This window comes from Paenibacillus sp. plas6, assembly GCF_057221655.1.
On the sequence record NZ_CM170151.1, the window covers coordinates 2,281,288 to 2,294,739 of the forward strand.

A 13,452-nucleotide genomic window follows, 5' to 3' on the forward strand; every position below is an offset into this window, starting at 1 on the left:
ATTCTAAAACGATGCTCTATACTAAAACAAATTTTTAAATTAGATAACGATTATTTAGCTTTTCTACCCTTACGTTAACTTGTATTTATTTCTGGCTGAGCGTTTAATCATCAGCTATTAGAATCATGATATACTGGCTGGTAGTGTCAAAAGTTCTATGAAAACTCAATAGGTGTTCGGGTCGTCTCCCATTTGTTGGGTGGAAAGGCCACGCAATCGCTCTTGACAAACACGCCAATGGTTTGACTCTACTTTAACAAGGGCGACGGGGACAAAAAGAAGGCATGCTAAATAGCCCTTGGTTTTTCCATTTTAAACCATTGGCTAGTTCGGTTTGTCAAGAGTTCGCTCCGCCGATTGCTCGTTTTTACTTCGGGCTCTGCTAAACCAAAAAGTTAGGCTGGTTGTTGTTCGTTAATCCATTGTTGTGCTAAAGCGATCAGTTTAGTCCATCTCGCAGGCATATTCGGGAGCTGCAGTAACTCTGGATTAAGCACTGGCACCTTACCTTCTAATGCAGAATGAGGCCTTAAAAAGTTAAAGTAAGCTACAAACAGGGTCACAAAAGAAACAGATCCTTGTTCGGATCCAAACCCGTGTGTTGAACGATAATTGCCTTTAAATGTGCGATTTAGTCTTTCGATAACTTGTTTGAGATGCCTATACTCCGTTGACACAGGATCTTCATTGGTAAGTCCAATAACCTGCTTGATGTCGAACTGAATATCGTGTTGAGCGAAAAAGTGCTGAGCTAAGAGATAAATCGGATTGCCATCCACCACAAATGTAAGATCTTTAGGAATCTCTTTCAGTTTCATTAAGACATCATCAATGGCACGGATTGCTGACACTGTATCCCGATTTGGCGATACTGGGTAAGACAAAATAATCTTTTTTACCGCATCAAAGAAGAAAAACAAGTAATGCCAACGCCCATTCACCTTGATGTAGGTTTCGTCTCCACAGAACTGGTCAGAAAGTTCGTAGGGATAATAATCTACGTAAGGCTTAAGTATTAGGGCAACTGCATTCTCATAATTTAAAATACTTTGATGCGATATGCTTACCCCATGTACATCTTTCATGAGTGCAGCTGTTTTACGGGCCGAAAGTCCATAGTTGACATGATAGGTTAAAATGAGCCCCAAAGTATGTGGCGACGCATACAGCCTGGATAAATCAACCTTGGGCTTTTTGGGGGAAGACTTAGACAATGGCTGAAAATCGATGTGAAACTGCCGGAAAATGTATCTTAACTTAAAGGATTGAGGATCTTTTTTAAACTGTCTCTTCTCTTTCGAAGACATACCATTTAGTTTCTTTTGGTAATAGGGACAATCATTATTTTTACACTTGAACACGTTAAAGTCTTTTCGCTCTTTGATTTTTTCAAGAGTCTTAGAACAATGAGGACACTTTAAAATGGCCTCTTTCAAATAGCGGCTCTTATCATTAAACAGACAGGAACATACCTTACATTGATACTGTCCTTTGCCCCCATTATTGGCATAAAGATAATCCGATGGAGCACCACACTTCGGACAGTTCATAGATTTAGGTACAGTCGTCTTTGCATTCAAACGCCTTTGAACAGGCTTTAGATGTTTACCGTTTTTCTCTAGGTATTCTGTTAGAAGGATTCGATAATCAAGCTTCTGAAGAGTTTCGTTGATCGGAAGATCATCCACCTGAAGCTTACGATATGGTTTATTGATTGGCTCTTCTTTAGGTTTATCAAACATGTTTTTACCGATAAGAAGAGTAAGTAAAGTTTTAATAATTTGATCTTGGTACTTGATAAATTCAAGTAAATAGGTTAATAATTGAGGATACAAACTTGTCACTTCCTAGTTGTTTGGGATTAAGTGTTCGGTGTGGTAACCTTACTTTTAACCTAAAACTATGGGGGTGGCAAGTTTTTTGCTTTCCGAGACTTATATATCAAGGAAAACCCTCAATTATATATATAAAGTTTTTACAATACGTAACTAAATTGGGGGGGGAAATCTATGAAAAAGGTTTTGTTAACAGTTTTGATGCTAGTTGTTGCAGCTACTACAGTGCTTACAGCATGTGGCAGCGATAATAACAAAAACACGAATAATGGTAAAAACTCAAGTAACAGCACAGAAGGAGCATTCACTATCTCACTTCGTCATATTCAAATTAGTGATGCTAATAAATATCGCAGAGCGATTCTTGAGGATGCGGTAGCAAAAACGGAAGCAGAAGTGCCTGGACTAACAATTGAGCTTGAAGGAGTCGAGGATGAAGTAAACCGTTTTACTAAGCTTCCTGCTGAAATGGCAGCTGGTAATCCACCAACGATTTTTGACTTGTTTGGTGGTGAAGGCGATGCGCTGAAGTATGGCGCTGCAGGTCGCTTGCTTGATTTAGCACCAATTCTTAAGGAGCTTGGCTTAGAAGGTAAATTCTTAAACCTTGATCAATTTACACAGGATGGAAAAATTTATGGGTTGCCGCTTGGTGGTAATACAGAAGGGTTCTTCTATAACGAGGAATTATTTGAGCAATTAGGTTTATCTGAACCTACAACTTTAGAGGAATTGGAAAATGCGGCTCAAGTGTTGACTGACAACGGCTATACAGCATTTGCAATGGGTTCAAAAGCAGCATGGGTTCCTTTAATGCTAGTAAATACATTAATCGGACGCTATGCAGGGCCTGATGCAATTAATGGGCTAGGTACTGGTGAAGTGAAATGGAATTCACCTGAAGTGGTTGCCGCGTTAACGAAATATAAAGAATGGGAAGACAAAGGATACTTTACCAAAGGCGAACTAGGCTTTGAGTATGCGGATATGCTAAATGAGTTTGTAACTGGTAAAGCAGGAATGATGTTTGACGGAAGCTGGAGATCTGGCGTTTTCAAAGATGAGTCTCAAGCTGGAGCTCTTACCAATAAAGTAGGCTTCTTCCCAATGCCAGCAGTTGATGGGGGAATTGGAGATCAAACCTATGTAAATGGTAACTATTCTAACGGTTATGGCTTCTCTTCTAATTTGAATGAGCAAGAATTAACAGCAGTAAAAGCCTTCATTAAAAATCTGTACAGTGATGAAATGCAGTTAAGAGGTTTACTTGAGGATGGTACTTTGCCTTCAATTAAGCTTTCTGATGATGCTACAGACCAAGTTGAGGATAAAATTGTTAATAAAGTTATTCAAGTTATGGGTGAAGCAGGCGGAGCATTCTCTCATTTCGACTCAACTGTAAATTCTGAGGTATATAAAGAATCCGAGGATGCAATTTTGAAGTTAATCGCAAATCAATTAGATCCACAATCTGCAGCTGACGCAATTCAAGCTATTCAAGATAAGCAACAATAACAGCCAATCGTATTTGCAAGGGAGAGCCGCCAATCTGGTAGCCTCCCTTCATTATTTAATAGAGAAGGAGGAATACAAGATGCATCGCATTCTTCGTAATCCGTGGGTTTATGCCGTTATGATTATACCCACGCTTGTTCTTTACAGTGTATTTTTCATCTATCCAATGCTCACTTCGTCCTATTACGCATTTACCGATTGGAATGGCTTGAATAAGGCGAGCTTTGTAGGCTTTGATAACTTTATTCGAATATTTAGTGATCCGGATTTTATTAAGTCTATTTATAACAATTTATTGTTTATCGGATTTTCAATTTTTATTCAAGTACCGCTAATTATATTTTTTGCCTTGCTCATTTCTAACGTTAAAAAGCTTCAAGGATTCTATAAAACGACGGTTTTTGTACCTTCCATCTTGTCTACATCAGTAATCGGTATATTATGGGGATTTATTCTTCACCCTCAAATTGGGCCGGTAAATAAGTTTTTGTCTCTGTTTGGTATAGACCCAATCTACTGGCTAGCCGAATCAAAATGGGCGATGTTTAGTATTCTTGTTGTTAATGCGTGGCAATGGATGGGCTTTTACGTTGTACTTGTTCTTGCCGCAATAATTGCACTGCCTAAAGAGATAAATGAAGCAGCGGAAATCGATGGAGCTACTGGGTTTCAACGTGCGTGGTATATTACTGTTCCATTAATTAAACCGATTATTTCCGTTGTTGTTATGCTATCCATTTCAGGGGCAATGCGCGTAGTTGACATTGTATTAGTAATGACTGACGGTGGTCCGGTTGGGGCAACAGAGGTTATGGCTTCTTATCTTGTTCATGAAGCGATGGGAGTTAATCCAAGTTACGGTTTAGGTACAGCTATTTCCCTAGTTATATTTGTGTTTGCTCTAGTTTTGACTGGTATTTACCAAGCAACTTTAGGGAAGACGAAGGAGTGATAATGCGATGAAAACAATGAAAAAAATCTTGCCACATATAATCCTTCTAATCTATGTTGCGCTCTTATTATTTCCGTTCGTATTTATTATTTTTTCATCGTTAAAGGAGAGTAATATTGAAATTGCAGAGCATCCCTTTGGCTTTCCAACTAAACTCTATTTTCAAAACTATGTTGATGCTTGGGTAAAAGCAAAAATTAATGTATACTTTTTCAATAGCTTTTATTTGGCAACTGCTTCAGCAATAGCAGCAGTATTGTTTGCTGCAGCTACAGCTTTTGCATTAACTCGCATGAAGTTTATTAAAATGAGCAAAGTTATCTATCAATTTGTATTAATTGGTATGCTTATTCCTGGTAATGTATTGTTTATTGCACAATATATCCTTGTTATGAAACTTGGCATTCTAGGCACGCATTGGTCGCTGTTTTTACCTTATACGGCTGGCGCATTGCCAATTAGCGTACTTCTGATTGCTGCTTTTATGCAATCCATTCCAAATGAGTTGGAAGAAGCAGCGATTATGGACGGAACAGGATTATTTCGCTTATTTTTCAAAATTATATTGCCTTTAACCATACCTGCTTTAGTAACTGTATTTATCGTAAATTTCCTAGGTTCTTGGAACGAATACCTGCTAGCTAACTTCTTTATTAGCAAAGATGAATTAAGAACTTTGCCAACGGGGATGGTCGGCTTTAGAGATACATTCCAAACGAACTATGCATTAATTAGTACAGGTATCGTTTACTGCGTTGTGCCAGTACTGGTCATCTATGCATTTTTACAAGAAAAAATTATCGAGGGTGTTACTGCTGGTAGTGTAAAAGGCTAACAGAGGATGTGGGTCTTCATGTCACTGCAAAAAAAGTTAATCTTGAGCTTTGTATGTTTAATTATCGTCCCATTACTAATATGCGGCAGCTTGTCTTTCAAATATATTTCCAACAAGGCAGAAAAGGATTATGCTGATTCGACGGAGCTGACATTGCGTGCTTTGCTTATTAGTATTGAGCAAGTGTTTCGGGATATGAATAATGTAACTGATGGAGTAATCGCTAGTCGAGCGATACAAGATGCACTTAGTAATTTACAGTCGACGGATATAGACCAAATCAATTATCTTCAATTAAATGAAATTCAGCGTAATTTTCGAGAGTTGCTCGTAAACCATCCTTCTGTAGGATATGCTTTTATGTACACTTTGGAGCGACAGGATGTACATAAGCTATTCTCTAAGTCCAGCTTTACCCCTTTAACGTATGATGAATTTTCTAAATTAGCTATTTATCAAGAAGTCATTGAGCAAGATGGCCTGCCAATATGGTTAGGCCCTTATGAATATACGGAACTGACAAGCAATGAACCTGTTTTTACGGTAATTCGTGTCGTAAAGGATATTGCTACTCTAAAAAACAAAGGGATATTGCTTGTTCAAATCCGGACCTCTGATCTCGAAGCGATCTTTCGTTATTTACGTTATAAACAGGAATATACAAATTATATGATTGTTAATAAAGATGGTCTGATTCTTTATGACAGTAACGGTCAGCTTGCGAGCAGACAGATCGCGGAGCTGATGCCTGATATTGACTTGAGAAAAAGTAATACGAGTCAACGCGTTAGCTTTGAGAATGTTGAGTCTGTCGTGTCCTCGATAAGCTTTGGTAATTATGAGCAATGGAAGTTGGTAGCTGTAACGCCAAGAGAGATTATTTCTGGTGAAATTAAATGGACAGCCATTGCTATCTCATTATTAATCGGTTTATGTATGGTATGTGCATGTATATTTATTACGTATATTGCGGGACGTGTTACACGAGCAATTACGGACTCGGTGAAGGTGATGAGAGAGGTTGAGCTTGGAGATCTCGATGCAAGAGTTAGAATTCGCGGCAACGATGAGATTGGCTTGCTCACCCGTGGCACAAATCGGTTGATTCACCGCCTACAGCAGCTCATTGAAGAACTTAAGGAGCAGCATGAACGTAAGCGAGCGGCAGAGATTGCGGCATTACAGGCGCAAATTAAACCGCATTTTCTATTTAATACTTTGGAATCGATCAATGTATTAGCGATTCAAAACCAAGGTAAAAAAGTAAGCAGAATGGTCACAAAGCTTGGAAATATTTTGCGAATAAGTATGCAGCAAAAGGACTTGATTACGATTGGGCAGGAGCTTATTCATGTGCAGAGTTATTTGGATATCCAAAAATTTAGATTTGAAGAGCTCTTTGAATATGAGCTTGAAGTTGATCCAAGCCTTTTGCAAGAAAAAACACTTAAGCTTTCGCTGCAACCTTTAATTGAAAATTGTATTCAACACGGGTTTGAAGGAATTTCATATATCGGAATTATACGTATTCAAATAATCGACGGACATAATGTCATTTATTTTAGGGTTGAGGATAATGGAATTGGCATGTCTCCTATGCAACTGGAACGTTTTAGTTCTTTTATAGCCAACACATTTGAATTCTTTGATGCGCCTGAACATGGCGAACGCAGAGGTATAGGAGTGCAAAATGTTGCAGAGCGCATTCGCCTTAGCTTCGGTAAGCCATATGGATTAATGATTTGCAGTGCCCCAGGTCAAGGAACGATAATTCAAATGACGATACCCAAAAATAAGGATGGTGGACATAATGAGACTAAAAGCAATTCTAGTCGATGATGAGATCAATATTTTAAGAAATTTGCAGTTTGTGTTGCCATGGGAGGAATATGACGTTGATATTGTAGGTATGGCCCAAAATGGCGCACAAGCTTTAGAACTCGTCAAGCTTTATCAACCACATCTTGTTTTTTGTGATATTCGTATGCCTGTTATGGACGGAATTAATTTTTTAAAGGAACTACGTCAATTCGATCAGACCACGGAAGTCATTATGCTAACTGGTTATCAAGAATTTGAATATGCTCGTACCGTGTTGCGGTATCGTGTCTTAGATTATGTACTTAAGCCAATTGACTACGAAGCGCTAGAGCAGCTTTTCATAGATGCAGTTAATAATATCAAACAAAATTTAACGAAAGCAGTGCAAGATAATCAAACAAAAAATAATTTAACGGATCTAGCCTATGAAAAAATGCTGCACGATATTATTTACGGCCATGCTGATACAAATAAGCTTTCCCAGTGGCATGAACAGTTTGAAATACTAGATAGACAATGTTTATTGTTTGGCATTAGTACTCATAAACAAGCCGTGCCCCAAATTCCTAACGCTTTAATAGAGGGATTAAGTGAGCATTTGGCAGAAAAATCAAAAATTGTGTTGCTTCAAGTCGAGGAACGTTTTTCGATTATCGTTGTTGTTGGACAATTTGAACATATCGAAAGCCAGCAATTGCATGATCGAATAGAGCAGCTCATGATAAAGCTTGAGCCTCTAGCTGCAGCAATGAACATCGTTGCATACAGCCATCCCCTTAGAGTTTCAGAATTGCAAGGAGGCTGGCAACGAATAAGCAAGGAGCTTAGTTTAGGGCAGACTACTTATCGACTATTATCTTATGAGCCTGTTGGTGAGGTGCAACAACAGGAGCAATTTATTTGGCAAGATGTTGATCAATTAATTCAATCCCTGAAACAATTGGATCGTGTAAAAGCGAAAGAGATTGTATCTGTGCTTGAGGAGCGGCTGCGGACATTTTCATCACATTCTTTGCAACAAGTTGAAATGATGATGAATGCTGTTCTTGTTTATTTAATTAAAGAATTACGAAAATATGATTCAATTAGTGCTGCTTTTGAACAGAAAATTTTGCATCAGCTGCACGAACATAAGCAGTTAAAGGAGATACTGTCTATCCTTTGTCAGCTAGTCGAAGAAACATTTACTGAGCGAATAAATAAACGACCACAAGTATCAATTGGTGCGGCTAAGGAATATATTGAAGCTCATTTGTCATCAGACATTGCAGCGGAAGAAGTAGCTGGTTACTTAAACATTAGTATTAGTTATTTCAGCACATTATTTAAGCAGCATTATGGAATGAACTTTATTGATTTTGTGACCGAAGCAAGAATTGAACGAGCTAAGGGACTATTAACATTGTCTAATAGAAGCATATCGGATATAGCCAAAACAGTAGGTTATTTGGATCGAAGATATTTTAATAAAGTATTTTTGAAAAAGGTTGGTATGCTCCCCTCAGTTTATCGTGAACAAAATAAATGCGAAACGGGGTAATGTGAGATGCTAGATAGCTTGTCATTAAGAGAAAAGCTAGGACAACTATTTATGTTTGGTTTCGATGGTTATCAGTTGCCAGCTCATATAGAAGATTTGCTGAAAAACTACGGGCTAGGAAATATTATATTATTTCGACGAAATGTAGATACGAATGAGCAGATTAAAGCACTGAATTCATCCTTGCAAAAGCTTGCTGCACAATATCAAGAGTTGCCCCTTTCTATCGCGGTTGATCAGGAAGGTGGAATGGTTGCTCGCATTGACCGAGATGTGACTGTTATGCCCGGTCAGATGACGATAGGCGCCACAGGTGAAGCTAACTTTGCATATGAAGCGGGAAAAATTTCTGGGATGGAGCTAGCACAGCTTGGGATTACGGTGAACTTTGCACCTGTATTAGATGTAAATAATAACCCATTAAATCCTGTAATCGGTATTCGTTCCTTCGGCGAGGACCAACATAAGGTTGCTGAATTAGGCGCTGCGATGATACGCGGCTATCAGGAGATGGGAATTGCAGCTTGTGCAAAGCATTTTCCTGGTCATGGCGATACGATTGCTGATTCACATGAGGAATTGCCGTCTGTTCCTCATTCTTTAGAACGAATCCATCAGCTTGAATTAGTTCCTTTTAAAAAGGCTATTGCCGAAAATGTTGAAATGATTATGACGGCGCATGTTCAATTTCCAGCACTAGAGCCAAGTGGAGTTCCAGCGACGCTATCTGCTAAAGTGCTGACAGGTTTGCTGCGTGAGCAACTAGGCTATGATGGAGTTATTGTGACGGATTGCTTAGAAATGAATGCAATTGCTGAAGGAATTGGCGTTGCACAGGGAGCAGTCGAGGCATTTTTAGCAGGAGCTGATTTAATTTTAGTTAGTCATCAACTAGAACGCCAGTTGGCGGCTTTTCACGCGCTTGAACAGGCTGTGCATGATGGAATTATTAGTGAGGAAAGAATTAATCAATCCGATGCACGGATTATCCGTATGAAGGAAAGACAACAACTTAAAGTAAAGGCTGCTAAAGCACACTATCGTGATATTTGTGCGGAGCCATCGCTGCTTGCATGTCAGCAAATCATGGAACAGGCGGTCACTTTAGCACAGGATGAACGCAAGTTATTGCCAATCTCGAAATATGAATCTACTCTAGTTATCTGGCCTGAGGTAAGACGATCTACTCAGGTGGATGAAGTTATCGAGCAAGAGCTAACACTAGGGAAGCAGCTTCACATGCTGGGAGTGTCTGCAACAGAAATAATAATAGGTACAGAAGCAACTGCAGATGAACTTCAGCAATTAGCGGCTTTACTAGATAACAATTCTTTTAAGCAGATAATTGTTGGTTTATATAATGCAACTCAATCAAGCTCACAGCAACGCTTGATTCAATTATTAAAAGCTTTAGAGCCGACCATTTCTGTTATCTATGTAAGTTTGCGTAATCCGTATGATCATTCTCTGCTATCTAAAGACGATACATATATATGTGCTTACGAAAATCGTCCAGCGATGCTGCGTGCAGTTGGTCTTGCTTTGACAGGAGCTATTCCGTTTAAAGGAAAGCTTCCAGTGACGTTAAGTTAAGTTAATTAGCTTTAATAAATTTGCAAGGCAGAGATTGTTTTGAGGACAATCACATAAATATTAAATAATATAGTGCCCAAATGAGTAGCTATTATAGTCTTATTCATTTGGGTATTTTTTTGATTCTAGGTTTTGGTATTAAAATCGTTCAAATCATTTATAATTAAGAATCAAAGGAGATGAGTTTATTGAAGATTGCAGTGTACTGTGGAGCGAGTGCAGGAAATAGTCCTTTATTTGTTGAGGCAGCAAAATCGCTGGGAAAGTGGATAGCTAATAATGGACATACGTTAGTTTATGGTGGAGGAAAGGCTGGCTTAATGGGCATCATTGCTGATGAAGTGCTTAGTCATGGTGGAAAGGTTATCGGGGTCATTCCAACATTTTTAGTCGATCGAGAGCTAAGCCATCCTAATTTGACAGAGTTACATGTTGTAAATACGATGTCTGAGCGAAAAAATATGATGGTTGAATTAGCGAATTGCTATATTGCCTTACCAGGAGGCCCTGGAACATTAGAGGAAATTGCTGAAGTAATTTCTTGGGCACGTTTAGGCCAGCATCCAAACCCATGTATTTTATTCAACAGCGGTGGTTATTACGATAAATTAAAGCAATTTTTTGAGCAGATGGTTGCCAACGGATTTTTAACAGAGACGGATTATCGTGCGATTTTATTTACCGATTCATTTGAGGAGATAGAGCAGCATATTGCAAACTATAAGCCAATAGCCGTTCGAACCTATAATAAGGAGGATTAATAATGAAAATTATTGTGTTTGGTGCAACAGGCGGGGTAGGTCAAGCCTTTGTTAAACAAGCGGTTGAGGCAGGCTTGGAAGTAACTGCTTTTGTGAGAACACCAGCAAAGCTACAGACGACAGATGAACGATTAACGGTCGTGCAAGGAGATGCCTTTGATCCTGTAGCAGTCGCTAAAGCGATCGCTGGTCATGATGTTGTCGTATCTTGTCTAGGTTCCAGCCAAGGAATGAAGAAATCTACCGAGTTGCAGGAGATGACAAAGCATATTGTTGATGGCATGAAGAAGCATAATGTCAAACGAATTATCTATACAGCATCAGCAGGCATTGATCAAGAAATTCCCGGTATTAGTGGAAAGCTTGTCATGACTATGTTGAAAAATCCATTAATCGATCACCGAGCAGCAGTTGATTACATTAAAGCGCAAGGATTAACGTATACGATAGTAAGACCCATGGGCTTAACGAATGGTCCATTGACAGCGGCATATCGTGAGTCTGAAACAAGCGTACCGAGCAAAGCGAGCTCTATCTCGCGAGCTGATGTTGCTCATTTCATCTTAAAAGCATTAAAAGATACTCGGTATGAAAACACATCAATCGGTATTGCAAACTAATCGTAAAAACATAAAAAGAGTCGAGACAGCATGTTGAGCTTCTCGACTCTTTCTTTATTTTGCAAAATTAATTATGAGTTAGCGGCAGTTCCTTTTGTACGAACTGGCTTGAAATAAGACAGGGCAAAAATAATAAGACCTACAATACCAATTCCTAAAATTGTATTAAATGATTTGCCTGTATAGAAGCCGCTGCCAAAGTAGAAGATTTCACGTAAGCCGTCACCTGCGAAACGAATTGGAATCCAAGGACGAACGAAGGTAACGAAGAAATCAGGAATCATTTCCTTAGGCATCATAATGACCCCCATACCTAGCAGCATTACAATCATAAACAACGTAATCGCAGGTTTTCCGATCCATGCGGTAACTGCAGAAACAAGTAAGAAGAAACAGAATGCCGCAAATGAAACAAAGATACCGACCAAGAAGTAGCTAGGCATATTCACACCTGCAATTAAGCCTAGAGTTGCTACTGTAAAGCCTGAGAATAGCGCAACAATAATTCCGAATACTATTTGGTTAATCATAAGCTGCAACGTTAATTGGCGGCTTAATTTTTCTCTTTTCAATACATTTGACGTTGCTAAATATAAAATAAATCCTCCGATTAATGCACCAACCCAAGCTGGCATTGCCATTAAGATAGGTGCGCTGCCATTAGCGGTTGAAGCAGTTACAGGGTTATAGATTTGTTCTTGAGCAACAATTGGATTAACAAGTACTGATGCCTGATTTGCGCTTATTTATTGATCACCGATTTGCTGAATAAATGTGCTGGAATATTGTGCACTCAATTCGCTAATCATTGAACTAAGTGCAGTTTTCGCATAAGTTGCACCAGTCATGTTATAACCTTGATTAATTAGAAGTTGTAAACTTGCAGGTTCATTTTTATTTATTGCGTTTTGCAGAGCATCGTTATAACCTTCTGGAATAACGAGTGCGGCATAATATTTTTTGTCCTTGAACAGTGACTCGATTTCGTCTTGTTTAACTGTAGTGAATGCGACAACCGCATCGTCACCGGTGCTAGACATCTGCTCAATCATATTTTCTATTGCCTCAACATGCTCTCCTTCGTCATTTACGATTAGCGCAACAGGGAGATTTTTAACTTGCGGATCCCCTTGTACGAATAGGTTAACTGAAAATAAAGCTATAATGAGTATGACAGCAATGGGGGCAGCCCATGCAAGCTTTTCTTTAAATAATTTCATATGATTTCATTCATCCTTTCTCAATTTTCAACACATTGATGAGTGGTACGTGTATATCTTATAATTTTTGAGAAGATAGAAGCAATAAACAGAAATGATCGGAATGTTGTATTTTCAGGAGGGAAATTACTCGATGCCAACCGGTATTTATGCGGAAAAAAACCGTAAAACAAAGGAGCTTATTCAAAAAGCGTTTATTCAAATATTGCAGGAAAAATCGTTTGAATCGATAACAATTGGCGATATTGCTAAAATTGCGAAAATTAATCGAGGAACGTTTTACTTGCACTATGTAGATAAATTTGATTTGCTGGAGCAGATGGAGCAAAAGCTGTTTACTGATCTAGGAGATCATGTTGATGCACTGCAAGCTAACTATTTACCGACACAAGCTTTTGAGAAGGGTCAAGAGCATTTAGCTGATACACTGTTTAGCTTTATTGAAAAGCATGCCCAGTTATTAAAAATATTATTAAGTGACCATGGCCGAGCGGGTTTTCATATTCGCTTCAAAGATACTTTTTCGCAAAAAGTAAGACTTAATTTGGAGCAGTATCAATCTTTTATTAATCATTTAACTGTACCGCTAGAGTACTTTTTGTCTTTTATTACTTCTGCTTTTTTAGGATTAATTGAGCAATGGATTCAAAATGGTTTAGATAAATCCCCACGAGAAATGACGACAATATATATTGATATTATTTCCTTTATTCGTAAAGAATAGCGAATACATGTTTTAGCAGTCCGACTAAAATCTATT

The 13,452-nt window shown here is 38.5% G+C and carries 12 protein-coding genes; 9 read left to right on the forward strand and 3 right to left on the reverse strand.

Annotation, left to right across the window (positions count from 1 at the left end):
* Positions 1–395: 395 nt before the first annotated feature.
* A complete protein-coding gene (locus AC2TDL_RS10315) occupies positions 396–1,835 on the reverse strand; it encodes an IS6 family transposase (protein WP_484696056.1) in 1,440 nt (479 codons plus the stop codon).
* A 174-nt stretch (positions 1,836–2,009) separates the two neighbouring features.
* On the opposite strand from AC2TDL_RS10315, the gene AC2TDL_RS10320 reads away from it, so the two are divergent.
* From AC2TDL_RS10320 to AC2TDL_RS10355, 8 genes are all read left to right on the forward strand, one after another.
* Positions 2,010–3,350 (forward strand): ABC transporter substrate-binding protein, encoded by a 1,341-nt coding sequence (locus AC2TDL_RS10320; protein WP_484696057.1) that lies wholly within the window; start codon positions 2,010–2,012, stop codon positions 3,348–3,350.
* A 79-nt stretch (positions 3,351–3,429) separates the two neighbouring features.
* The gene (locus AC2TDL_RS10325) at positions 3,430–4,302 is read left to right on the forward strand and encodes a carbohydrate ABC transporter permease (protein ID WP_484696058.1); all 873 of its coding nucleotides are present in this window, start codon (positions 3,430–3,432) and stop codon (positions 4,300–4,302) included.
* Between the two features lie 7 nt (positions 4,303–4,309).
* Positions 4,310–5,137 carry a carbohydrate ABC transporter permease gene (locus AC2TDL_RS10330; protein WP_484696059.1) on the forward strand — a complete coding sequence of 276 codons (828 nt, stop codon included), beginning with the start codon at positions 4,310–4,312 and terminating at the stop codon, positions 5,135–5,137.
* Between the two features lie 18 nt (positions 5,138–5,155).
* Positions 5,156–6,976, forward strand: a complete 1,821-nt coding sequence (locus tag AC2TDL_RS10335) for a sensor histidine kinase (protein ID WP_484696060.1) — start codon at positions 5,156–5,158, stop codon at positions 6,974–6,976.
* Positions 6,948–8,498: a response regulator gene (locus AC2TDL_RS10340; protein WP_484696061.1), complete on the forward strand. Its 1,551-nt coding sequence runs from the start codon at positions 6,948–6,950 to the stop codon at positions 8,496–8,498. Before AC2TDL_RS10335 ends, AC2TDL_RS10340 begins: the two co-directional genes overlap by 29 nt.
* A gap of 6 nt (positions 8,499–8,504) precedes the next feature.
* Entirely contained in the window at positions 8,505–10,091 is a 1,587-nt protein-coding gene (gene nagZ / locus AC2TDL_RS10345; RefSeq protein ID WP_484696062.1) for a beta-N-acetylhexosaminidase, read from the forward strand.
* A 188-nt stretch (positions 10,092–10,279) separates the two neighbouring features.
* Positions 10,280–10,852, forward strand: coding sequence for an LOG family protein (locus AC2TDL_RS10350; RefSeq protein WP_484696063.1), 573 nt, complete (start codon positions 10,280–10,282; stop codon positions 10,850–10,852).
* Positions 10,853–10,854: 2 nt separating this feature from the next.
* Complete coding sequence (locus AC2TDL_RS10355) at positions 10,855–11,472, forward strand: NAD(P)-dependent oxidoreductase (RefSeq protein WP_484696064.1); 618 nt, start codon at positions 10,855–10,857, stop codon at positions 11,470–11,472.
* 71 nt (positions 11,473–11,543) lie between these two features.
* Here AC2TDL_RS10355 and AC2TDL_RS10360 read toward each other — a convergent pair whose 3' ends face one another.
* Both AC2TDL_RS10360 and AC2TDL_RS10365 read right to left on the reverse strand, forming a co-directional pair.
* Positions 11,544–12,113, reverse strand: coding sequence for an ABC-2 transporter permease (locus AC2TDL_RS10360; protein WP_484696065.1), 570 nt, complete (start codon positions 12,111–12,113; stop codon positions 11,544–11,546).
* Positions 12,114–12,218: 105 nt separating this feature from the next.
* Complete coding sequence (locus tag AC2TDL_RS10365; RefSeq protein WP_484696066.1) at positions 12,219–12,692, reverse strand: YhgE/Pip domain-containing protein; 474 nt, start codon at positions 12,690–12,692, stop codon at positions 12,219–12,221.
* 133 nt (positions 12,693–12,825) lie between these two features.
* On the opposite strand from AC2TDL_RS10365, the gene AC2TDL_RS10370 reads away from it, so the two are divergent.
* Positions 12,826–13,416, forward strand: a complete 591-nt coding sequence (locus AC2TDL_RS10370; RefSeq protein WP_484696067.1) for a TetR/AcrR family transcriptional regulator — start codon at positions 12,826–12,828, stop codon at positions 13,414–13,416.
* The last annotated feature ends 36 nt before the right edge of the window (positions 13,417–13,452 follow it).

Coding starts and splice junctions, on each gene's coding strand:
- AC2TDL_RS10355 (WP_484696064.1), top strand. CDS start 10,855: ATGAAAATTATTGTGTTTGGTGCAACAGGCGGGGTAGGTCAAGCCTTT.
- AC2TDL_RS10335 (WP_484696060.1), top strand. CDS start 5,156: ATGTCACTGCAAAAAAAGTTAATCTTGAGCTTTGTATGTTTAATTATC.
- AC2TDL_RS10330 (WP_484696059.1), top strand. CDS start 4,310: ATGAAAACAATGAAAAAAATCTTGCCACATATAATCCTTCTAATCTAT.
- AC2TDL_RS10360 (WP_484696065.1), bottom strand. CDS start 12,113: ATGGCAATGCCAGCTTGGGTTGGTGCATTAATCGGAGGATTTATTTTA.
- AC2TDL_RS10320 (WP_484696057.1), top strand. CDS start 2,010: ATGAAAAAGGTTTTGTTAACAGTTTTGATGCTAGTTGTTGCAGCTACT.
- AC2TDL_RS10370 (WP_484696067.1), top strand. CDS start 12,826: ATGCCAACCGGTATTTATGCGGAAAAAAACCGTAAAACAAAGGAGCTT.
- AC2TDL_RS10340 (WP_484696061.1), top strand. CDS start 6,948: ATGAGACTAAAAGCAATTCTAGTCGATGATGAGATCAATATTTTAAGA.
- AC2TDL_RS10365 (WP_484696066.1), bottom strand. CDS start 12,692: ATGAAATTATTTAAAGAAAAGCTTGCATGGGCTGCCCCCATTGCTGTC.
- nagZ (WP_484696062.1), top strand. CDS start 8,505: ATGCTAGATAGCTTGTCATTAAGAGAAAAGCTAGGACAACTATTTATG.
- AC2TDL_RS10325 (WP_484696058.1), top strand. CDS start 3,430: ATGCATCGCATTCTTCGTAATCCGTGGGTTTATGCCGTTATGATTATA.